The organism is Microbulbifer mixtoriginis (SeqCode), assembly GCF_052467515.1.
In genome coordinates this window covers 3,772,708-3,796,627 of record NZ_CP174314.1, presented here as the reverse complement: position 1 = coordinate 3,796,627, position 23,920 = coordinate 3,772,708, and the positions used below count along the sequence as shown (strand labels likewise).

The 23,920-nt window shown below is 46.9% G+C and carries 14 protein-coding genes; 7 read left to right on the top strand and 7 right to left on the bottom strand.

The window, feature by feature from the left end; all coding sequences use genetic code 11:
* Positions 1 to 51 precede the first annotated feature (51 nt).
* Positions 52 to 3,090, bottom strand: a complete 3,039-nt coding sequence (gene ydiJ / locus ACJJIT_RS16305; RefSeq protein WP_444899066.1) for a D-2-hydroxyglutarate dehydrogenase YdiJ — start codon at positions 3,088 to 3,090, stop codon at positions 52 to 54.
* Positions 3,091 to 3,332: 242 nt separating this feature from the next.
* Between ydiJ and ACJJIT_RS16300 the strand changes: the two genes are divergently transcribed.
* The 3 genes from ACJJIT_RS16300 to ACJJIT_RS16290 are packed head-to-tail and all read left to right on the top strand — an operon-like array spanning position 3,333 to position 6,714.
* The gene (locus tag ACJJIT_RS16300) at positions 3,333 to 4,295 is read left to right on the top strand and encodes a YbgA family protein (protein WP_444899065.1); all 963 of its coding nucleotides are present in this window, start codon (positions 3,333 to 3,335) and stop codon (positions 4,293 to 4,295) included.
* A gap of 8 nt (positions 4,296 to 4,303) precedes the next feature.
* Positions 4,304 to 5,239, top strand: a complete 936-nt coding sequence (locus ACJJIT_RS16295) for a MerR family transcriptional regulator (RefSeq protein WP_444899064.1) — start codon at positions 4,304 to 4,306, stop codon at positions 5,237 to 5,239.
* The gene (locus tag ACJJIT_RS16290; protein WP_444899063.1) at positions 5,236 to 6,714 is read left to right on the top strand and encodes a cryptochrome/photolyase family protein; all 1,479 of its coding nucleotides are present in this window, start codon (positions 5,236 to 5,238) and stop codon (positions 6,712 to 6,714) included. The genes ACJJIT_RS16295 and ACJJIT_RS16290 overlap by 4 nt, the downstream gene beginning before the upstream one ends.
* A 64-nt stretch (positions 6,715 to 6,778) precedes the next feature.
* On the opposite strand, the gene ACJJIT_RS16285 is transcribed toward ACJJIT_RS16290, so the two are convergent.
* Both ACJJIT_RS16285 and ACJJIT_RS16280 read right to left on the bottom strand, forming a co-directional pair.
* Positions 6,779 to 6,976 (bottom strand): CPXCG motif-containing cysteine-rich protein, encoded by a 198-nt coding sequence (locus ACJJIT_RS16285; RefSeq protein WP_444899062.1) that lies wholly within the window; start codon positions 6,974 to 6,976, stop codon positions 6,779 to 6,781.
* Positions 6,977 to 7,099: 123 nt separating this feature from the next.
* Entirely contained in the window at positions 7,100 to 8,497 is a 1,398-nt protein-coding gene (locus ACJJIT_RS16280) for an aminotransferase-like domain-containing protein (protein ID WP_444899061.1), read from the bottom strand.
* Between the two features lie 223 nt (positions 8,498 to 8,720).
* Between ACJJIT_RS16280 and ACJJIT_RS16275 the strand changes: the two genes are divergently transcribed.
* The 3 genes from ACJJIT_RS16275 to ACJJIT_RS16265 all read left to right on the top strand — a co-directional run bounded on the left by ACJJIT_RS16275 (position 8,721) and on the right by ACJJIT_RS16265 (position 19,453).
* The gene (locus tag ACJJIT_RS16275; RefSeq protein WP_444899060.1) at positions 8,721 to 8,960 is read left to right on the top strand and encodes a hypothetical protein; all 240 of its coding nucleotides are present in this window, start codon (positions 8,721 to 8,723) and stop codon (positions 8,958 to 8,960) included.
* Between the two features lie 395 nt (positions 8,961 to 9,355).
* Positions 9,356 to 13,237: a hypothetical protein gene (locus ACJJIT_RS16270; RefSeq protein ID WP_444899059.1), complete on the top strand. Its 3,882-nt coding sequence runs from the start codon at positions 9,356 to 9,358 to the stop codon at positions 13,235 to 13,237.
* Positions 13,238 to 13,423: 186 nt separating this feature from the next.
* Positions 13,424 to 19,453 carry a toxin TcdB middle/N-terminal domain-containing protein gene (locus tag ACJJIT_RS16265; protein WP_444899058.1) on the top strand — a complete coding sequence of 2,010 codons (6,030 nt, stop codon included), beginning with the start codon at positions 13,424 to 13,426 and terminating at the stop codon, positions 19,451 to 19,453.
* Between the two features lie 455 nt (positions 19,454 to 19,908).
* On the opposite strand, the gene ACJJIT_RS16260 is transcribed toward ACJJIT_RS16265, so the two are convergent.
* A complete protein-coding gene (locus ACJJIT_RS16260) occupies positions 19,909 to 20,895 on the bottom strand; it encodes a transposase (RefSeq protein ID WP_444899057.1) in 987 nt (328 codons plus the stop codon).
* 335 nt (positions 20,896 to 21,230) lie between these two features.
* Between ACJJIT_RS16260 and ACJJIT_RS16255 the strand changes: the two genes are divergently transcribed.
* Entirely contained in the window at positions 21,231 to 21,671 is a 441-nt protein-coding gene (locus ACJJIT_RS16255) for a YqaA family protein (RefSeq protein WP_444899056.1), read from the top strand.
* A gap of 152 nt (positions 21,672 to 21,823) precedes the next feature.
* Here the strand turns inward: ACJJIT_RS16255 and ACJJIT_RS16250 are convergent, their stop codons facing one another.
* Genes ACJJIT_RS16250 through ACJJIT_RS16240 form a run of 3 tightly spaced genes read right to left on the bottom strand, consistent with a single transcriptional unit; the run spans position 21,824 to position 23,909 of the window.
* Positions 21,824 to 22,150 carry a hypothetical protein gene (locus ACJJIT_RS16250; RefSeq protein WP_252084607.1) on the bottom strand — a complete coding sequence of 109 codons (327 nt, stop codon included), beginning with the start codon at positions 22,148 to 22,150 and terminating at the stop codon, positions 21,824 to 21,826.
* Positions 22,151 to 22,194: 44 nt separating this feature from the next.
* On the bottom strand, positions 22,195 to 23,127 hold the full coding sequence (locus ACJJIT_RS16245; RefSeq protein WP_444899055.1) for a DUF4124 domain-containing protein: 933 nt from the start codon (positions 23,125 to 23,127) through the stop codon (positions 22,195 to 22,197).
* A 59-nt stretch (positions 23,128 to 23,186) separates the two neighbouring features.
* Entirely contained in the window at positions 23,187 to 23,909 is a 723-nt protein-coding gene (locus tag ACJJIT_RS16240; RefSeq protein WP_444899054.1) for an aspartate/glutamate racemase family protein, read from the bottom strand.
* Positions 23,910 to 23,920 lie beyond the last annotated feature (11 nt).

Here is a 23,920-nt window from a genome sequence, read left to right as displayed (position 1 = left end):
GCCCGATGACGTATGGGGCCATAGTTACGGCCCTCATACGTCAGTAAATCCCTAGTTATCGAGTTGTGCCAGTAATCCCTGCAGAGGATGGCGCAGACTAACACCTGCAAAGCGGCTGGCCTGGCAGCGGCAGGAGTAACCGGTGGCGAGTTGGTTGTGCTCCCCACCATTGAGTTTGGGAGCCCAGGACTGCTGGAAGATCACCCGCGATGTTTCCTTATGCGCGGTCTCGTGGCCATAGGTCCCAGCCATACCACAGCAGCCGAGATTTTCACTCTGCAGCTCCAGGCCCAAGGCGGCGAATACCGTTTGCCAATCCTTGAGTGAGGCGGCGGCATTGGTTTGCTCGGTGCAGTGCGGCAGTAGTTGAAAGCTGCCAGGTTTTACCCGAGCGCGCTGTTGCTGCAGGTGATCTTCTTGTTGAACCAGCCATTCTTGTAACAAATGTACTTTCGGAGCGCGTTCCCCGAGGAGTTTCTTGTATTCAGAGCGATAGGTAAGGGTCATGGAGGGATCAATGCCCACCAGGGGGATACCGCTCTCCGCCAGGTTGTTAAGCATCTCACTATTGCCTTCGGCAATTCGTTGGAACTGGCGTAAAAAACCATGAACGTGGAGGGGTTTACCGTTGGCCCGATAGGGAGCGAGAATCGGCACAAAGTCCAATTGTTTGAGCAGGCGCAAAATATCCGCTACCACTTCGGCATCAAAATAGCTGGTGAAGGCATCCTGCACAATGATGACCGCGCGGCTGCGCTGGGAGGGCCCCAGAGTATCCAGGCAGGCTTTTGTAGCGGTGGGTACTCCCAGTTCTCTCATGCTGGTTTGCAGGGTTTTTTGTGAGAGCTGTGGGCTGTCCACCATGCCGAAAACACGCTCCATCAAAAAAGATACAGGCTTCAGCTTTAGCGGCCAGTTGTACAATTGCGGTAGTCTGGCTAGATGCGGCATCAGGAATTCCAGTCCGCCCACGGCGTAATCCTTTAGCGGGCGTAGGTAGCGGCTGTAATAAAGCTCCAAAAACTTGCTGCGAAATTCCGGTACATCCACGCGAATAGGGCATTGCCCTACACAGGATTTACAGGCTAGGCAGCCCTGCATGGCTTCATTGACTTCGTGGTTGAAGTCGTACTCGCCGCGGGTTTTTGCCAGGGTATTTACGATGCGTTTGGGCAGGCCGACAAAAAAAGAGCGCTCGCGGTATTTACGCGCGCTGGCTACTGCGTCTACACCGTGTTTACTCAATAGACGCAACCATTCTCGCATCAGCGAGGCCCGCCCTTTGGGGGAATGGATCCGGTTGCGCGTGGCCTTGTAGGAAGGGCACATGGCATCGTCTGGATTCCAATTAAAACAGGCACCGTTGCCGTTGCAGTGCACACCCTCGTCGTATCCCTCCCATACTTGCGCGGGAATTTGTCGATCGTGTTCACCGCGGGTGCTCACCACATCAATTTTCAGCAGGCTGGCGCTGTCATCGGGTGTGGCAATTTTGCCGGGATTTAATTGATTGCGTGGATCGAAAGCGGATTTAATTTTCTGCAGCTCTGGATACAGCTCGCCGAAAAATTCCGGGGCATATTCGGAACGAACACCTTTGCCGTGTTCTCCCCACAGCAGCCCTTTATATTTTTGTGTCAGTGCCACCACCCGGTCGGTGATGGGGCGAATTTGTGCGGCCTGTTGTGGATCTTTCATATCAATTGCCGGGCGTACATGTAATACGCCGGCATCCACATGGCCGAACATACCGTAGTCGAGGCCGGCCTCATCTAGCACTGCGCGGAATTCGGCAATAAAATCGGCCAGGTTTTCTGGTGGTACGGCAGTATCTTCTACAAAGGGAATCGGGCGCTTTTCCCCCTGGGCGTTGCCCAGCAAACCCACTGCGCGTTTGCGCATGGCCCAGATACGATTCACCTCGGCGTGGCCGCGGGCGATAGAATAGCCGAAGCTCTTGCCTGGCTGGCCAATGGCAGCCTCGATATGTGCAATAAATTGCTGCAGAGCTTTTTCCAGTTCCTCCTCGGTATCTGCAGCGTACTCCACCAGGTTGATACCCTTGACCGGGCGATCCTCTGCGGGAAAAAATTCACTGACGCTGTGCCAGACGATATCTTCCATGGCCAGCTGCAGTACTTTGCTGTCCACTGTTTCGATCGACATGGGGCCTGCGCCCATTAGGTCCTTGGCATCGCGCAGCGCTTCCTGGAAGTGGTCGTATTTTAAATTGACCAGAGCCACACTCTTGGGAATGGGCAGCAGATTGAGTTTGGCTTCTGCAATAAACCCGAGGGTGCCTTCGGAACCGCACAATACGCTGTTGAGATTAAAGCGATTGCCTTCACGAATATGGGCCAGGTCGTAGCCGGTGAGGCAGCGATTGAGCTTGGGGAATTTCTGCTCGATGAGTTCGGCTTTTTCCCTGGCAATCTTGTCACAGGTTTTATGCACCTCTGCGACGCGGCTATTTTCAGCGCATATTTCTTGCAGCTGAGTGTCCCCTATAGCGGTGGAGTGCCACAGCTCCCCCCCCATTAACACTGTGTGCAATTCCAACACGTGATCGCGGGTTTTGCCGTAAACACAGGATCCCTGGCCTGAGGCATCCGTATTGATCATGCCACCGATGGTAGCGCGGTTGCTGGTAGAAAGTTCTGGCGCAAAAAACAGGCCGTGGGGTTTAAGTGCGGCATTCAACTGGTCTTTTACCACGCCAGCCTGTACGCGAACCCAGCGCTCTTCCACATTGATCTCAAGGATCTGGTTCATATGGCGGGAGATATCCACCACCAGCCCATCGGTAAGCGATTGGCCGTTAGTACCGGTGCCACCGCCTCTGGGTGAGAGCACTACGGAGTGGAACTCCTCCCGTTCGGCCAGTTCCGCCAGTAGTTGCAGGTCGCGGTGATTACGTGGGTATACCACTGCCTGAGGTAGAACCTGGTAAATAGAGTTATCGGTCGCTAAAACGGTGCGGCTGGCGTAACTGGGTGTGGTGTCACCGCGGAAACCCGCGTCTGCAAGCTCCTGCAAAAACTGCAAATAGAGCGCCTGAACCTCGTCGACTTCGCGCAATGCTGGAATCATGAGCTAATCCGTACTTTCGGGGAGGAGGAGGCCGCAAATTGCCGGGGTAGCTGGTGAGATAAAGAATCACAGCCCTGCCGCTCGGTAAAAATGCGGCCCTGCATTGTAGCTATGGTGTGTATGGGCGCAAGCGGCCATAGAGACTTGATTACTTTCCAAAAGTTGTACAAAGCTATCTCTTGTACAACTAGTTGTGAGAGTCTATAAAAGAAGAACGTGAACCGATTCTGTGCAGCAAAACTATGCATATACAGCTCTTGTCTCAAAAAATTCCGGTGGGCATTAGCCGCTGTGCCGTGGGTGATCCGGTGCGTTACAACGGCAGCCACAAGCACAGTAAAGTCTGCACCCAACTGCTGGGCAATTGTTTTGAGTTGCAGGCTTACTGCCCGGAGGTTGCCATTGGCATGGGCGTGCCCAGACCGCCTATTCACCTTATTGTGAGTGACCGGTTGCGTGCGGTTGGCCGGGAAGATCAGAACTTAGATGTTACCGAGGCTCTAGAGGACTACGCGGATACGATTGTCCCTGAAGTGGAGAATCTGCGTGGTTTTATTCTGATGCAGAAATCTCCCAGCTGTGGAGTGCGAACCACTCCCCGCTATAAAGAAGATGGTACCGGGGTGCTGGCGCACGACTCCGGCTTATTCGCGGCACGCCTGCGCCAGCATTTTCCCCATTTGCCGATGGAAGAAGTGGGGCGGCTTAATGCCAGCGATTTGCGCGAGAATTTCCTCACCCGTGTTTTTGCTTACGACGCCTGGCATCGCTATGTGGCCACCGACCTGCGCCCAGCCAGGGTCATTGAATTTTACACCGCTTATAAATATCTACTGTTGGCGCACAGTCAGCCAATGACCCGTGCATTGGGTCAGTTTGTTTCTAACTCGCGCGCATTGCCGGTGGAGGAGTTTGCCTATGAGGTGAGAGGTAAAATAATGGAGATTCTCAGCCAGTTGGCCAGTCGAAAGGACCGCACTAACGCTCTGATGCACAGCCAGGGCCACCTAAAGAGCTACCTGAGCAAGGAAGAGAGAGCCGAACTGGCGCTACTCATTGACGAATATCGTCAGGGTAATAAGCCTCTGTCGGCAGTGCTTACCATGTTGCGCCATTATTTGCCGCGCACTCCTCACCAGTTTATCCACAGCCAGGTGTTGCTCGCCGCTGAGCCGGCAGAGCTGGGTTTGTGTGAATTTCGCTGAGAATTGTGATGGTTGAGATTGCCCCCCCTACTGAAGCCAGCTTACCAATTCGTGAGGTAGCGCGTCGTACCGGCGTGCACCCTGTCACCCTTCGGGCCTGGGAGCGGCGCTACGGCCTGTTAACACCGGCCAGAACCAGCAAGGGGCACCGACTTTATAGTGAAGAAGAGGTCAGGCGTATCGAAGAGGTACTGGCCTGCCTGGCCCGAGGTGTAGCTATTGGACAGGTGCGGGAATTATTGGCACGTGGTCCATCCTCCCTGTCAGCCAAAGAGAGAGAGGCAAACACTGCAGGTGGTTGGCGTGAGATGATAGATGAAGCCTTAAACTTGTCACAAAACTTTGACGAGCCAAAGCTTCGCCAGCAACTGGACCACTGGATTTCCACCTTACCGGCATCACTATTACTCGATCATTGGCTCAAGCCGCTGCATACCGAGTTGGCTAGGCTGAGGCGATCGCAAGCCGCGCAAGGTTTCTTTTGGCAGCTGGTTAATGAACAGTTGTTATTGGCCAACGGCATAGCTCGCAGAAATTTAAATAAAGATCGTTTGGCTTGCGAGAGTCGAGTCCTATTGCTGGATTTCCCCGGTGAAGATCAGCGGGCCTTTGTGCAATTATTTTGCGCCACACTTTTGGCTGCCGGTATTGGCGTAGTGGTTTTGGATTATCGGGCCGTTCTGCCGGGGCTTACTGAAAATATGAGAAAGCTGAATGTGCATGCGCTGCTCTGGTACAGCCATCGGGCACAGCCAAAACCCTTACTTGAGGAGGAATTACCACGCTCATTTCAGGAGCTAAGCAAGCCTCTAAGGCTTGTGGGGGATTTCGTAGAGTTACAGTCTGCCAGCTTGGATAACCTAAAGAAAATACCGATGATATCAGTATTATCAGGTACTACAGACTTCGTGGTAACGCAACTGCGGGAGCAGCTGAAGCGATGAGCCGTCAAATATCAATACAGCGGGGCCTAGTCTGGTTCCGCAGCGATTTGCGTATACAGGATAATTCGGCGCTGTATCATGCCAGTACTCGATGCGAACAATTGGCCGCAATTTTTATCGCCTGTCCAGAAACCTGGAAAAACCACGATGAAGGCGATGCACTGGTTTCTTTTCGTATGGCCTGCTTGCAGAAACTCCAAGGGCAGTTGCAAACTTGCAATATTCCCCTGTACTTCCTCGAAGTCCCTGAGTTTTCTCTGGTTCCGGAGGCGCTGCAGCAAATTATTCAGCGTCTGAAAGTAGAGGCATTGTTTGCCAATGCTGAGTATCCTCTGAATGAGCTGCGTCGAGACAATGCCGTTCGAGAAAAACTGCTGGAACACAATGTTTCGGTTGAATACTACAGTGACCGCACCTTATTACCGCCAGGAGCAGTGAGAACGGCGAGTGGTGATCCCTACAAAGTGTTTACCCCTTTCAAGCGTGCCCTAATCCAGTTATGTGCAGGGAGCGAGGTTAAGCCCTTGCCCACTCCCAGGAAAATACCACCTTCTGCCAATAGCAAACATTGGCCGAAGTGGTTCGCAGTGGATGTAAAAGGAAATCGAAAACTAACGCAGAAAATACCTTACCATTTATTGGGCTACTCGCTCAATATTGATGGATCAGGTAGGGTTAAAGGTTGGGAGAGTGGTGAGCAAGCTGCGCAAAAGTGCTTGAAAGTTTTTGCCAAAATTATTGATCAATATCAGGCCGAACGAGATTTTCCAGCGAAAGATAGTACCTCTCGCCTTTCCCCTTATTTAAATAGTGGAGCTATTTCTATTCGCCAGTGCGTCAAGATGGCCCTCAGCCAGAATAAAGGCCTTTGGCAGGGTGGAGATGAAGGGATTGCTTGCTGGATCAGCGAACTTATCTGGCGGGAATTCTATACACATTTACTGACTGACTTTCCCCGCTTGAGTATGGGCAGGCCATTTAAAGAGGAAACAGAACAAATTCCTTGGCGCTATGATGAAGGATTATTTTCCCTTTGGGCAAGTGGCGAAACCGGAGTGCCTATTGTCGATGCTGCAATGCGCCAGCTAAATGAAACCGGCTGGATGCACAACCGCTTACGAATGATTGTCGCCTCGTTCTTGAGTAAAAATATGCTGATCGACTGGCGTTGGGGTGAACGCTATTTTATGCAGCACTTGATTGATGGTGACTTTGCCTCAAACAATGGCGGCTGGCAGTGGACCGCCTCAACCGGTACGGATGCAGCACCTTATTTCCGGGTATTTAACCCTTATAGCCAGTCGCAGAAGTTCGATCCTAACGGAGAGTTTATTCGACATTATGTCCCGGAAATTTCCTCACTAAGTAACAAGGAGATTCATGAGCCCCCAATGATTGAAGGGTATCCCCAAGTAATTTGTGATGTGGGTGCCGGGCGCAAGCGAGCGATAGGGGTATTTGCCAACCTTAAATAATCATGTTCATAGACAACACTCTAACTAGATAAACTTAAGAGAGAAAAACACCATTTGATAGTGTTCAAAACGACTCATCTTCTCTGTATACATTAATAGAAATAGAATCCTCTAAGTCGACGGTAACTTGAAAAACTATGGGCCTACAGCAGATCTGGCAGTCTTCTGTATATTCTTGCGCAAGTACAGAGGTATCAATGAGCACACTAAAGTGTTCGCCGCAGTAAGGGCATTGAATAGTAGCTTCTATGGTTGAATTCATACTAGCCTCTAAAAAAGTAATATTTACCTTTGTATAAATTATTTCCTCACTAGCTGCTTATCAGGCTTTAGAGGCTCTTTAAACTCGTGAGTTGGCATTGTCATATATTTAATTGTAAGGTGATTAAATTGTCTCATGGATGAGCATTATTACTTGATCTAGTTGTTGTTTTGCTAGGGTAGTTTCCCCCTCTTTGCTCCTCAGAGGATAGCCACAGTTAATTCTAAAGTAGTCGTGATATAAATCATTAGTGCTGAACTCCTTTCCAAAGTATAAGTCTATCCCCATTTCCAAAAGCTTATTGGCCATGTCTTCAGTATTTAGGCCGGGAACTTGAACCCATAAAACTAACCCACCCTCTGGAGCGCTAACTCGTATATTCCTAGGTAAATTCTCAATGAGATACTGGCGGTACTCTTGCACTTGTTGATGCAGGTTAGATCGAAGACTGTTTATGTGTCTGGCATACTGCCCGCTGCTAATGAAGTCAGCTAAAGCGAGTTGTGTTGGGCTGCTGATGCCTAGGTTTTCATGAAGGAGCCGATCTTGGTAGCGTTCTAGATATCGCCCTGGTAAGCACCAACCTACTCGATAACCAGCAATTAAAGTCTTTGAAACGGAACTGCACCAGAGCACATAGCCTTCCTGATCCCAATGGTAGGCTGGAAGTGGCAGGGTAGGCTGATGGCTAAGCTCTATATAAATATCATCTTCGATAATAGGTATCTGGTATTGAGTTGCCAGGCTTGCAAGCTTTTGCTTCTGGGGCTTGCATAGGGAAATACCCGTAGGGTTTATATTACTGCAATTAAATAAACCAGCGTTAATAGTTCTCATATACATGTGCTGCTCGAGTTGTTCCAAGTCTATTCCTTTCTCCGTCAGAGGAATCTCTAAAACTTTCCGGCGAAGCTTTACCAGCAGATGTAGCAATGTAGTAAAGCAGGGAGAGCAAACAGCGACCGTATCACCTGGTTTAGTAGTGACCTCTACAGCTATACGTACTGCATCCAGGCAACCATTTGAGATAACGAGTTCGTGCTCGCTAAAATTAAAACCGCTGTTTGAAAAATGTCGACTAAGCGCTTGTCTTAGGTGGGGTTCACCTAAGGGGTCAGGATAAAAGTGGACTTTATTTCCTTGATCTCGAATTGATCTGTACATACTGCGTTGCAGGGCCTCTGTGGGTAATAGATCTATAGCGGGTAGCGAAATACCAAGAGGCCCCGAATTAGTTAACAGGCGGCGTTTGGAAAATTTGGTCAAGTCATTGGATGATTTTGTAATGGCGGATTGATTGCGAGAGGAGGAGACAAGCGGCTCTGAGGCAAAAAAACCAGACTTAGGTCTTGAGCGCACCCACCCGAGTTCTTCCAAGTAACGATAGCAATTTACTGCTGTAGTTAGGCTTACCTCTTGTTGTGCAGCAAAGCTGCGTAGAGAAGGTAAGCGTTGTCCTGGTTGTACACGTTTTTGCTGAACATCGTTGATAAATTGTTTGGCTAATATTTTGTATCTCACACATCTTACTCCCGTGAATAGGCATGGGAAGCCTATCGCTTTGAATCTTAGGTTGTACCCTTTTAATACTTTTGATCTGTATCTGTTTTTTTTGTGTAAATTTATCATACTTGAAATAAGTGACGGTTAGGTTTTTTTATTTGGTGAGTGTATTTTGTCTGGATTTATTTCAAATTTGGCAGGGTTGGTGGGGTGTTATATTTTTATTGTTGGGTAGTGCTTTATGTGGGTATTATTTTTTAATCTGGAAATCTGGAAATCTGGAAATCTGGAAATCTGGAAATCTGGAAATCTGGAAATCTGGAAATCTGGAAATCTGGAAATCTGGAAATCTGGAAATCTGGAAATCTGGAAATCTGGAAATCTGGAAATCTGGAAATCTGGAAATCTGGAAATCTGGAAATCTGGAAATCTGGAAATCTGGAAATCTGGTACGGCTGTGAGGTTTTTGTTGAGTGTCTAGTTTGATTAGATGCGAAGAATTAGTGTGTAGGTAAAAGTTAGGTTTAGTAAGAAGCTTTTACTTTGATGGTATGAGTGTGCTTGCAAATATGATGGCGTATTTGAGCTTTTTTCACAGTCTTTTGTGTAATGTTTGATAGTTTTAAAAAGTTATTTGTCGATCTTTTATGTGGGGGTGCCGTTTAGATTAATTTTTTCTGAATTCATCGCGTCAAGTTAAGCTTTTCTTATTGTTTGGCTATGGCGTGTTCATTTTTTAATGTGGAATCTTTGTTTTGTGGCTTTAGGCAGCAAGGGGTTTTTGTGTGTGTTGGTTTTTAGGTGTTCCGTATTTCTGGTTGCTGCAAGCAGGTTTCCGACATTATCTGGTTAGAGCAAGATTATAAGGTTCATAGAATGTTACATTTGCTTCGAGTTTTCTTAATACTTCAGTTAGTTTTTATGGCTGGTTTTGCACGTTCTGATTCTGATTCATTGGATGGGCCGGATACGGCTGAATATGGTTCTTTTGAATTGTCATTTAAACCTATAGCTTATGATTCCAATAAGTCTATAACCTCGGCATACTTAGCAATCTATAGGAATGACCTTCATATTGAAGATCTACCTTTAAGTGGAGGTTTTCGGAGCTATTATAAAAAAGCTATATTTCTTCCTGGTGGAGGTAAATATAAATTCTTTTATCAGTATAAATATTGTGATAAACGAGATGGGCCTCATACGCTAATACCATATTGTCCTGGGGGCATGAAAGAGGATACTGCGGGTAGTCATTTTATGTATGTGATTCCCGATAAAATACCTAGCCCCGCTCAGATTAATTATGATACATCAAGTGTTGATGGAGTATTTAAAGTAAGTTGGGTAGATTTTTCTGATGCAGACGAATATAAGCTGGAGCGCAGTATAAATGGAAGTGGTTGGAGCCCAGTGTACAGTGGCGGAGAAACTAGTTTTAGTGAAAATATTATTCCAAGTAGTATTTATCAGTACCGAGTGAAAGCTTGCCTTAGCCAATATGACAAATGCAGTGATTTTAAAACTGGACCGACAAAACTGGTTGCCCCTGCTATACCATCTTTTGTCACTGTTCCTTTATCTGTTGATAAGGCTTATACAGTCGATTGGTCTCTAGTTGATAAAGCTGATACATATCAGCTGCAGTTGCGTCTTGAAAATGGAAATAGTGAAGGTTGGCAAACAGTTTATGAGGGGTCGGCAACCACTTATACATATGAATCTCCATTGATATATGGCGATCATGAATATCAGGTAAAGGCAGTCAATCTAGCAGGAGAATCCGATTATAGTAGCAGTCTTATTGTTACTATGGAAATGGATCCAGCTGTTCATGCTCTAAAACAGCTTTATTATATCGCCGCTGATGACGTTCCACTTTCGGAAGATGCTCCTGATATTGGGATTTTCTCTAAATATGCAGCTGCCTTTCGATATTTGGATTTGATGTATAGCTTAGAGTTGGATGCAGAATCAGAACAAAAAATCATAGTCAGCGAATATTTAAGTAGTGGCATATCTGCTCCAAAATTTTCTGATTTATATGGTGCTGAAGAACGCGCTAGGGCGAATAATGCGGGAGAAATCTTAGAAGATTATTTAAAGAATGAGCAGTCAATCGATGAAGAATTAGAGTTGTTACTGTTAGATTATTATTATGATCAAGCGGCGGCAGAAGTCATTTTGGCAAACCAATCCTTGGATGAAGCGCGTATTGTTCGATTGCGTGGGGAACCTCTAGTAGATGAGATTCTTCATGTTAATGTAGCCTATGATGTGTTGGAAACTGGCTTTGAACAATATTTGAAATTATTGGATGGGGAGTTCAGCGGTTTATTACCCAAATGGAGTGAATATAGAAGTCAAGCGAGTCCGCGCTATACAGATCTAGATAGCCAAGAGCAAGTGGATGTTATTCCGGATAATGTGAATCCCGATAATTTACTGTCTGGTTATAAAGATATAATTCTATTCTACCAGTTGATGAATAAGTTGGCTGAGACGAAAGTCAAGCAAGTTCGTCTTTTAGTTGTTTCCGGGGGAGTAACCGATGATATCGCTGCCGAAGTTCATGAGTTATATGAGTCTTTGACTGAAATCGAGGGTAAGCTGAGGAAAGAAATATTTAATGATGCTGACTTTACTCAGCTGGGTGGAGATTACTCTGGTTTGGCTGAAGCTGTTTACGAATGGCAGAGCCAAGTGAATCGACTGGAGAATACCTTGGGTTGGATAACCGGAGAAACGAATATTTTAGGGTTGCCCCAGGATGTTTTGTTGTTGTATCAAGGTTATGGTATTGATGGAAATACAGACTTCCACTCCTATGATGTATTGAAAAAGTATTTAGGTTCACAAACAAGTCCAATTAATTTAGCAGTAGATAGTTTTAACGATGCAAACGATAGCTACAATGCATTTCGGTACAATGCCGATGCCCTTGCTACCGAATACGCTGATAGACATAAGCAGCTCAGTGATCGATTGTATGCCCTCTTAGGTGTGGAATTTGGGCCTACCTGCCACTCTATGGAGTGTGTTAATGAGAATATAAATAACTATCCCAATAGTGCCGTCTCTATTCAGGCCTTAAATATCGAACTTGCTGGTCTAGCATTGGAGAAAAATATCCAGCGTATGACAAATTTACATGCAGCAATGGATATTGAAGTTCAAAAACGTGAGGATGAAACGGATATCGAAGATGGTATACTAAAAGTTAAGATGAAAACTGCTGAGCAGGATATTTCGCTATTTCAACAGATAAAGAATGCCAATGTGAGAGCAGCAAAAGTTAGGACTGCTACAGGATTTATTGCAGGTATTGGGAAAATATTAGGGTCTATAAAACTAGATGATCCATTGAAAATTGTAGAAGCTTCTGCATCTACCGCAGCAGGTGTTGCAGAGAACCTTAGTGAAATAGATCGTATAGAGACTATCGGCAGACTGGAAGAGCAAAGGTTGCGTTTAGCAGCAGAAGAGCGTGCAGCGTTACACGATTCTGAAAGCCAGTTATTAGATGTGGCTAGCGAAGCCAGGATACGTACAATGTGGCTGGAGGCTAGTGTTATCGAGCTGGATATTGCTCAGTCTGAAGTGGCAGTGCAGCAGGAAGCAGAGCGCCTCGAAGCGATGCTGAATGAAGCTGTGAAAGTCATGAATCAGATGTTTGCCACTAATGAATTTTTAAAGCAGCGCTATTTTGCTGATCCTATTCACGGTATCCGTTTAACAGATGATATTTTACGTGCCGAACGCAATTTTGAAGATGCACAAGAGAAGCTGTTTTATGCAACCAAGGCTTTGGAGCATAAATGGCAATCTCCCTTTATCGGGAAGTATGGTGAGACAATCAATACTATCTTTAGTCTGCGTAATCCAGATCAGTTAGAGGCTTATAATGCTGCTTTAGAGAGCTTTGATTCGAACTCTAGCCTCGACTCTGTTGATCAGGTAAGAGATGTTATATCGTTGAAGGAGGATATTTGGGGTTACGTAGACAGGGTTAACGATGTCATCCAGACATATCCCCACCCCGATCCCACTAAGGAAGGGGCGCCGCCACTAGACGCCTTGTCAGCATTTCGTGCGAGGTTAGATTTATTATCATATGAAGATAACTATGGTACTTGGGTAAGTATCAATTTCGATACAGTGAGAGAGCTTGTGGGGAGTATTACTTTCTTTAAAGGGCCTGAAATAGGTGAAGAGAAGGTTAAATCTTGGAAAGCTGAAGAGGATACTAAGCTTTGTCTGATGAGTGCGGGTTCCTATGGGGATAAGATTGAAGAAATTACTCTTAATATACCTCTCTCGTTTGTTGTTGGTCGCAGCACGGAAACCCCTGCCTATCTGACTTATGCCGGTACCAGTTATATGCGTAGTAAATCACCGGCATCGCCCACACAGAATGATGAATTGAATTCACGCAGTGTTCGGTTTTGGACTTATTCAGGTATTTCAGGATTTGAACCCTATAGTAGTGCTACTGTAGAAATGGCTGCTTATTTAGATGTCAATGGCAATGGACCTGCGGCAGGATCGAATAGTATAAGAACGACTGAATTTAAAGAGCGCAGTGTGGCAGCCAGCGATTGGCGTCTGACAATACAACTGGCCAACAGTGTTGAGCAGCTTGTGCGTCTTGACGCTATTAATGATATTGAATTAATTATTGATCACCGCAAAAGCACTAGAAGGGGGCAGGGGATGTGTAAAGATCCTAAAATTGCTCCTGAAAATATGCGAACTCACTAATTGGCCTTGGTTTTCTAAGAGGTAATCTGTATTTAGCAATCCAGTAGTACCTAGCTTGCTGGATTGCTTTTTTTAAAGTAGAGATAATAAGCTTATCTCGGCATATCTATTTTTAGGCTCGGATTAAATATCTGACTGCTTCTTAAATTTTAATTCTAAATTTCCGTCTAAAAACTGGGAATATTTATGTTGCGCAATATATTGCTCTATTGCAGTTTGCTTGTGTTTCCGACGTTATCATTTGCAGTAGACGAACACACCGCTTTACAAGCTCCAATTCTTAACTTACCCACGGGCCCTGGTACTATTTCCGGCCTGGGTGAGGCTTTTACCCCCAATTTAAATACCGGTACCAGCTCGCGTTTAATCAAACTGGAAGTGCCCCCAGGACGTAATGGTTTGATTCCAGAAATATCTTTGGAATATAACAGTGGTTTTGGTAATGGATTGCTGGGGTTGGGGCATCAGCTAGTGGTTCCCTATATCCAGAGGCAGACCGATCAGGGCTTACCTAATTATTCTGAGTGGGGGGAAAGCGATGGTTCAGATAATGATGCGGATGGGGTTACGGATGAATTTGATGAATTTGATACATTTATCAATCACCGAGGTGAGGAGCTAGTTCTTGTCGAGGATGGCGTTTACCGCACTAAAAATGCCACAGATTATGCTCGTTATCAGCGTTTAAAAAATGGTTGGCTGGTGACCCAATCCAATGGGTTACGTTGGTATCTCGGTCAGGATTCTGCTAGCCGTATTAGTGACTTTAATGATGAAGCGGTATTTTCCTGGTATTTACAGGCGATAGAAGACGCTCACGGCAATCGCATTGAATATCAGTACCGCAAGCTGGATAACAGCGAGCAGATTTATCTGGATACTATTCAATATAATAGTAATGGAGATATGGCGGTAAACTTTCACTACGAAGAGCGCCCCGATATCCTTACAAGCTATAAAGCCGGCTTTGAAGTTAAAACTGCTTATCGCCTACAGCGTATTGAAACGCAAATTGCTGAGCGGCATTTGCGCCGCTATGAATTTGCTTACGAACCTTTGACTGAGTGGCAAAGCCTTTCCCTATTACAGGAGATTCACTCCAGTGCCGGCGAAGGGGATTCAATTGTCCTCTTACCTACAGTGCGCTACGACTATACCCACTACCAGCAGGGTGAAGTATTGATGTCGTCAATTCCGGCGGCCAGCCAGATACCGCTCAATAGTGCCGATGTGGCCTTTCTGGATATGAACTGCGATGGCCTACCGGATGTGATTAATACCGGGCCCAACCGGGATGCCTACTGGATCAACTTGGGTCCCGGTGAGGATGGCCTGCCGCAATGGCAGAGCTACCGGCAGATGAGCACTTATTCCACCAGCCGTATTTCCAATGACTCGGTTACCTGGGCGGATATCGATGGCGATGGTCGGGTCAATATGCTGCAGTACAATTCTGGCAACACGGCATACTTCCATCTTGATGACGAGCAAAATTGGCAGTACAGCGGCACTCTTAGCGGGCTCTATATTCCTCTGAATAGCCCCCGCGTTGCGATGCTGGATATCAATAATGATAAGCGTGTCGATGTATTGGCAACCACCACTAACAGCAGCGGTATGGTGACTTCGCATACCGTACAACTTAACCTGCCCGGTGGTTGGTCACAGCCGATTCAATTGCCGATACCCGTGGGCAGCCAGGGGGTGCGCCTGGGTGACCCCAACGTATTCCTGCGGGATATGAATGGCGATGGTATGGCAGACTTGGTGTGGGTCAATAAAGGCTATGCTGCTTACTTTGCCAATCGCGGTCTAAACGGTTTTGCCCCCGCGGTAGAATTTACCAACACCCCGGCTACGTTGTATAACCTGAACAATGTGCGGGTGACCGATATCAATGCCGATGGCCGCAGCGATTTGCTGTATCTCAATGGGATCCAGGTATCGATTTGGTTGAACCAAGGCCTAACAAACGGTGATCACCAGAAAGCCCAATTTAGCCAAAAACAATTAATCCAGGCCCAAGGCAATATCTCTGCTGAAGAAGTACGCTTGGTGGATATTAATGGTAACGGTTCCACCGATATTGTCTGGTACAGCCCTGGTCGGGGCAGTAATACTTTTTACTTTGCCGAGCTATTTCCCTCCGAACAACCGAACCAACTAAAACGCATCGACAATGGCTTGGGTGCTGTAACAACTCTGGAGTACGGCACCGTTGTCGATGAAATGGTAAGGGACCGCGATGCCGGTAACCCCTGGTCGTCGAATGTACCGGTGGCCATGCAGGTCTTAAAGCGCATGCTGGTAGAGGATAGCCGGGGTGGTGAACCGCAAACCACAGAAATGGACTATTGGGAGGGCTTCTACGATGCCACCGATAAAGAGTTCCAGGGCTTTGCCCACAGTGAAGAGCGGCGTATTGGTGATGCCAGTACTCCGACACTGGTTACCCGTTACGAATACCATCTGGGGCAAACTGCCGATGGTATCGATCAGGAAGCCCTGCAAGGTAAAGTGAAACAAGTGGAAGCCCGCGATGCCTTCGGCGGGGTCTTCTGGCGAGAGGAAAAACAGTGGGAGTTACGCCAGCTACTGCCGGGTTATGGTGGAGAGAGTCGCAATGTAGCGTTTGCGGCCATGACCGAACGCCAGCAGCACCTGCTGGAGCGAAATAGCGGCACCCCGGTAACCCTATCGTGGGAATACGATTATGATAATTTTGGTAACACCACCTACATCAAAGAGTTAGGGCGTACTGATGGCAACTGGCAGGATGAACGCATTACCCTGTGGCGTTTCAGTGCCGAATCGGCATCGGCACGGGAAAGCGGGTTCCTAAACCTGCCTATAGAACGCCGGGTTACCGACCTCAGTGGTCAGCTGGTCGGTAAAGAGCAGTGGTTCTACGACGATGAAAGTTTTACCGGCGGTAATTTCGGCGAAGTCTTCAAAGGCAACCTGACCCTGCGCCGCACATGGCGCGATGCAAGTAGTGCGGATGCCTATATTGCTGCAGAGCGACACCACTACGATGAGTATGGTAACCGTATCCAGAGTTACGACCCTCTATGGGGGAAGGCGGCGGGGCACGAGACCAAAATTACTTACGACTCGCAGTATCACACCTTTCCCACGGAGGTCAGTGTTAATACCGGCAGCCGCTGGCTCAGCGCACAGGCCAGTTATGATCATGGCCTGGGTATTTTGACGGATTACACCGACTTCAACGGTCAGATCACCCAGTACCGTTACGATGCTCACGCGCGTCTAACCGCCATCGCCAAACCGGGGGATAGCCTGCACTTCCCCACAGTTGAGTACGATTATCAGCTGGCGAAAATAGTGGATGGTCACCATATCAGTTGGGTGGAAACACGTCAGCGGGAAAAAAGTGGCGCTGGAGGCACTATCGACAGCCGCCAGTTTTACGATGGCCTGGGCCGTGCCTTGATGGTGCGCAGTGAAGCCGAGAAATCTGGGCAGGTGGTTGTCAGCGAACACAGCAACTTCAATGCTCGGGGCCAGGTAATACGGACGGCTTTGCCGTATTTTGCCCAAGGCCTTGCCTATCAGGCTAGTGATAAAGGCCAGCACTTCCGTCAATATCTCTACGATGCCCAGGGGCGACCTCAGGAGGTACACCAACCCTACGCCACACAGAGTGGTGAGGCAGTCTTTAGCCGTATTACCTATTTGCCCATGGCGCAGATTCATAAAGATGAAGAGCAGACCCGAGCAAACAGTGCCCATACTGGCGCCGCCAAGAAACTGGTTTTTGATGGCCTGCAAAATGACGAGGGTGAGTATCGCCTGCGGCAACTGGATGAAATCGTTGGGGCCAGCACCCAGGGCGGTGCCGGTGGTGCAACCTGGTCGACCTATTACGACTACGACCTCAATAACAACTTCACCCGCCTGCAGGATGCGCAAAAGAATGTGCGCAGCATGCACTATGACCATCTGGGTAGGCTGCTGTATTTAAATGATCCCAATCGCGGGCAGCGCTGGCAGTATTTTGATGATGCGGGCAACCAGCTGGCTACTCGCGATGCCTTGGGCCAGGAGCGGCACTACCGCTACGACGGCGCCAATCGTCTGTATGCAGAATATCAGCGTACACCGCAGGGAGAGGCGCCGGAAGGTGTAAGCTGGCAACCCAATTTACAATTGGGCTCTGCTGCTCCAGTGGTCAGCTACGAGTACGACCAGCGCGGTGAAGAAAGCAGTGCTCTATTGCTGGGTCGCATGGCTAAAGTCACCGACCAGGCCGGCTATACCCAGTGGAGCTACGATGCACGCGGCCAGGTAACCCAGCGCCAACGCAAAATTACCGGCCCACAAATTGATAGCCCCCTCTATACCACGCGTTTTGCCTATGACAGCGCCGGGCGGGTCACCCAACGGTACTATCCCGATAACTCCCGTGTGGACTTTGAATACAACACCCGTGGTTTACTCGAGCGCATCCCTGGGGTTGTCGAGCGGCTGGATTACAGTGCCAATGGGGCTTTGCAGTACCAGGCATTGAGCAATGGTATTGAGACAAATTGGGACTTCGATGAGCGCCAAAGACTCACCGGCCTGCGTACTCTGCGTACGGGTGATGCAATCCCTCTACAGCAGTGGGGTTATCAGTTTGATGCGGTCTCTAATGTCAGTGCCATTGATGACCAGCGCCCCGCTGATGCCATCGCTGCTGTGGCCGCAGAGTTGGGTATCACCAGTGCCCAGGTTGCCTTGCTGAACAAGAATGTTGTCTACGGCTATGACGATGCCTATCGCCTCACCGGTGTTGCCGATGACAGCGAGCAGGTGTTTTACAGCTACGACAAAATTGGCAACTTACTGCAAGTTAGCCGTGAGAGTAGTGGACTATCGGAAATAGCCGCTGGCGGTCTCAGCGAGGTGACCAACCTGCGCTACGGTGGCAGCAGTGACAGCAACAATACCGGCGCTTCCAATCGTATCGGTCGCGGCAATCTGCCAGGCCCCCAGGCTCTGAGCTGGGCAGAAGGGGATATTGGCTACGACGCTAACGGCAATCAGACCCAGGCTGGTGATCAGCTTTACCTCTGGGACTACAATCAGCGTCTGGTTTATGCCGGTAACGCTGAGGCTGCAGATCAATACGGTTATGACTTTAAACATCAGCGCCGCTACAAGATCACCGAGCATGAGGGCGGAGCACGCAGCGTCACCCTGTATATTGACGAAGACAGTGAGGTGCGCGACGGCCAGCTGTTTAAGTACATCCAGGTGGGCCAGCGCCGTATAGCGCGCAGCGATCAAGATGGTGAGCTCTTCTCCCCCAGCGAGTACTACCTGCATACTCACCTGGGCTCCACTTCTATGACCCTGGACGAAGCGGGCAGGGTTGTGAATGCCTTTAGCTATAAATCTTATGGTGATGTTGAGGCTAGCTTCGGCGATAGCACTCATGCACCTTACGGTTACACAGGCAAGGAGCGGGATGAGTCAACCGGGCTCAATTACTTTGAGCGGCGTTATTTACAATCCACCGTAGGTACTTTTATTAGCCCGGACCCAGTGCTGAATCATGAGGCGCGCTTTAAGGATCCTCAGCGCTGGACACCGTATCGTTATGCGCGGAATAACCCGATTAATTTTGTTGATCCGAAAGGGGAGTGGGTTGTAGGTGTTGGGGGTGGTCCTGGTGATCCAACAAATGAAGTAAAAGTTACTGTGAGTGGAACACCAAACGAAAATTGGACATGGACCTGGGCTTACCCAGAAGGTTCTAAAGATAAATTTTATGGGGTTCCTTTATATAATATAACGGTATCATTGGGAGACCAAACAGAAACTTTTGAAGTGGTAAGATTTGGGCCAAGAGATGATGGTAGGAAAATGTCAGTAGCGGGACTGGCGGATGAGCAAACCCATACTATATTTTGGGACGGAACCTATAGTCTTCACAGTACGGATCTAGGGGAACGTGGTGCCTGGGTAGTCTATGGGAATTTCTTGATCCATGACGGGCCTGATAATAGAAATCAAGTATTTGGAACTGCTGGTTGCTTAGAAGTATGTGGGCCAAGTGGTTTCACTAGGTTTAATGAGGCTATTTTAAGGCTTTCTGGAAAATCTAAACTAAGTGAAATTACAAAAGAAAATAGCAGGATTACTATTACTTATAAAGAGGCAAGCAGGCCTTGGTTTTCTGACTTTAAAAATGGCCGAATAAAAAAATAGATGGTGATGTTTGTCTGATTTTTTTATCCTCAAGGAGCTGTGTAATGATTTGTTTGATCTCTTGTGGTTTTGGATGAATCAATTAAATTCATGAGGTAGATTTACAGTCATACGTAAGCGAAGATTCAGAGTTCTAGGTGGGTAATATTCTGGGGCTTTGATATCTTCATGATTGTGCATGTTTATATTTTTCTTCTATTTTCCTTTGATGTTTCTCTGAGGGTGCTCCCTTGTTGACCCTTTAGTTTTTTTTAAGTTTTAGGGGACAATGGAGGAATCCTGGACACCCATAGAATAGAGAAAGGCGCCAGCAGTGTTGCTGGCGCCAGTTCCATTGCCTGTTTCTTCCTGTTTGCTAGTTAAGTTGAGGTGAAGCGCTGAAGATCTATGCTGGCCTTAGAAAAATTGCGGTTATGGGTGAGCGTGGGAAACAGTATCGAGAGAATGGAGGGGAATTAGCAGGGTGTTGCAGAAAGGTAGCGCTGACAATCGCTTATGCCGTGTACCCAGCGTTTATTGAGTCGCCTGCAAGCGTTTCGTACGGTCCCAACAGACCCTATCAAGCCTTTAAAGCGGCTTTCAAAATTTCGGTTGAGATAGAGCCAGTGTTTCGGTGAAATTCCTAGCCGCTCTAGTATGGGAGGAGTATTTTCGGCAATGGCTCCGTGCTTTCTGGGGGCTAAGTGCCTTCCGCTCCAGTCGAATAGCTCTAAATAATGATCCAGCCGAAAAGGAAGTCCTTTAGGCATATTCAGCCGCTCACCGCCTACAAGTGGAAGTAGTTTTTTGGGCTGCTCGCCCAAGATTGCTGCACGAATACGCTGTTGAATGGAAGTGTGATCAGAATCTTCTGGGGTTTTTGCCATATTGGCGCGGATGGGGTTGAGGTCGACATAGGCCATACAGGCGGCAAGGGCCCTTTCATCCAGTAAAGCTTGAGATTTAAAGCGACCTTCCCAGAAGCGCCCCGTGCACTTGTCTTCAGCATTGGCTTGGCGAGCGATAGACTCATTTAAGCAGCGCATAAACCAGCTGATATCCGTTAAGCGTTCTCGCCATATCGAAGCGACATCTTCTAGTGCCTTAAGCTCGCAGGGATCAAGAGTACCGCCGTTTAGATAGCGCTGTGCCAAATTAGAGGCCTTGAATATTTTTTGCCAGCGATCAATTACCTCGAAAAGAGACCACTTATCAGCAGATTTTTTGTCAATATAGAGTACCACATGGTAGTGATTGCTCATTACTGCATAGGCGGCAAGATCCAGGGCAAAAACCTCAGCCAAATTATGCATACGATTTTCAATCCACTCGCGCCGATACTGGTAATTTTTCCCGGATACAGGATCCCGACCGCAAAGGAATGCTCGCCGTACACAGCGGGATACGCAGTGGTAATAAGGCGTTGCGTCAAGAGATATCTGGGTGCTTCGCGGTAGAGTCATTGATTACACGCGTATTAATATGGATGAATATCCAGTATTTTGTGGGTTTGCGCTCTTTTGTCAATGGTGTTGGCGGTTTATACTTTATGTTTGATGAGCGTCCAAAAATGTCATCGGAAATTCTACCTTTCTGTAATTCTTGCTAATAATTTAGCTAGTAAATTAGTAGTATTGGGGGAGTTGAAGTATATGATTACTCAAGGGGAGTATATTTATTTTTTGAATTTGGGTGTTGGCAGTTTTAGGGTTTAGTGCAAGGGAGAGATAGTGATTCCATTTATTTTGCATGAGTTCTATAGGTTTCTTATAGTTTTCCTAGAGGATGTTTTTGTTAAATGGGGAGTTTGATCGAATTAGGCTGTGTCGGTCTTTTTGTTTCTGCCTTTCTGGCGGCAACAATCTTGCCAGTAAGTTCTGAGATTGTATTGACCACCCTGCTGATCAATGGTTTCTCGCCAGTTGTATTGGTGACTATTGCAACAATTGGTAATGTAGCCGGTTCATTAGTGAATTATGCTCTTGGCTATTGGGCAAGTTTGGGGCTTATAAAAAAATGGTTGAGGATGTCAGAAAATGAATTTTTAAAGGCTGAGCAGCGTTTTAAAAAATATGGCCTGATTTCATTAGCTTTTGCTTGGGTTCCAGTTGTCGGAGATCCATTAACCGTTATGGCAGGGGTGTTAAGAATACGATTGTTATGGTTTTTGATTTTGGTGACGGCAGGTAAGCTTTTGCGCTATGTAGTTGTTAGTTATATGGTGTTGCAGGTTTCCTGAATTTGGGAGGCTTGACTGTGTTGTTTGCTGAGCTATAAGCGAGTAAATTTCATATAAAATCCATGAGTGTTATATTCTGGCTATATGTACTAAATGGTCGGTCCTCATCAGTTGATGGGGTGCTGAGGGGAAGGCGCCCTCAGTTACTCAAGTCAGCTATTTAGAAAAGAGTCTTTTCCCCTGATTTGATAAAACAGTGAAGCCAGGCCAAAAATAAAGCCTATGGGCGAAGTTATTAGACTGAGTAATGCAGCAATAATACCGGGAATTTTATAAATTCTAGCCCCGCTTTTTATCTTTCCTCCTATGCTGATAAGTGCTACACACCAGCTTAAAAATAAAATAGCTGGGGCTGCTGCTTTGATAGTAAAGGCTGCCCCCTGACTGTATATATAAATGGCAGTTAATAATATGCCAAACAAAAGTGTTAGCCATCCATTGAATTGAAGGAGCTTGCCTGCGACTCTTAAGTCTTTCATAGTTTAAACCGAATTTTTTGTCTAAATTTGCTTAAATCTTTGTTTTAAAAGTTGATATGTTTGTCAGTTTCCCCACTTAACCAATTTCTCCAGTTGATTTCCAGGCCTCTGATCCCGCCAATATAGTCTTTATCGACCAGATAATACGAGTGCGTACGATCACCACGCTCCAGCTTATGGACTAAACGAATTACAAAGCTTTTACCGACTGGTGTTGATAATAGAAAGTATAAAAATTGCCCGGCCTGTGCTTGTAAAGGCGCAGTCCCATTTCTTTGTGCATGTCGCCATCTTGTGTTAGGGAGTCTAAGGAATGTACTGATATCCATAAGCCTCTCATGGCGCTTGAGAGGATTTACCCATCTATAATTTTCCCAGTGACTAGTGATGCGCAGTTGCCCATTCACTTTAGTGAGGGTTTCCATCTGCTCGGCCAAACCTTCATTTAACCAGGATTGGGTGTAGGGAGTGACAGTATCGGTTATTGCATGACTAACCTCGTGTTTAATAGTGCGGAATGTTCTGGCTCGGTCCTCTTGGATGTAAACAATAATTTGGTTATCTTGAGAGAAATATATCCCATAAGAGGCTGATGGTTCTTTTCCCATTCTCTTTCTTAGGTGTTCGTAGTAGGCCTTCTTATCTTTTAGAACCAAGACCTTAACGGGTACCGTTTTATAAAAGTCAAAAAACAGAACGCGATCGTAAAATTCATAGACGAGGTTGACGTCTGTAACAATCTTGTTTAATTCCTGATTGCTCAAGTTGGTGTCAATGGCTTCGACGGAAATATCATATCGAGACCAATCAGACTTGTGCTTTCTAGGCTTAATAACTTCTTGTTTAACATGTTCTATTTTCTTGTCACTGAAGTGAACTTGACCATTCTCATCGGTCCACTTGTAGATATTGGCTGTCGCGCTTAGTGGAATTAGAGACAGAAGAGTAGCTAATACAGCTGGTAGGTGAGGAGTCACTGCTTGAAACTTTTAACTAATTGAAAGTTGGTACTATGATTCTTTGACTGACACCTGACTCAAGAGGCTACAATCGCCTCTTTTATCGCGGCCTCAGCTAAAAGGTGGTTAGAGTTTAACGTTGGTAACGCAGAATTACTATCATCGATAATCAATGGTATTTCGGTGCAACCCAAGACTACTGCATCACATCCATCCTGTTTGAGGTTGTTAATAGTGTCCTGGAAGTATTGCACTGTTTCCTTTTGAAATACCCCAGTGACTAACTCGCCCATAATCAGCTGCCCGATCCGTTTAACAGCCTTCTTAGGCGGCCGTAACCAACCTATGTTTGCGGTCTCTAGTTTGGACGGATATACGTCGCTCTCAACTAACCATCGGGTACCGAGTAGGCCCAGCTTTCTATAGCCCTTGATGGTGGCTTCAGCAATAACACTGTCGGCAATATGTAGCCAGGGTAGGGGGGATCTCTCTATTACATAGTCAAAGGCTTGGTGAATAGTATTATCGGGGCAGATCAGAAAACAGGCCCCCTGGGATTTGAGCTTGTCAGCGGAAGAGAGCATTAGATCGCCAACTCTTTGAAGATCATTGGAATCTAAATATTCTACATATCGAGCCAGAGAATGAGTGTGCATGGATATCTCGGGATGAGTATGTTCACCAAGATATTTGCCACTTTCTGTGCAAATTGTCTTATAGCATAGGGCTGCGCCCTCAGAGGAGCAACCAACAAGACCGATGTGTTTTGTCTGATTTAAATTCTTCTTTAAGTTCTTCATTCGAGGAAATC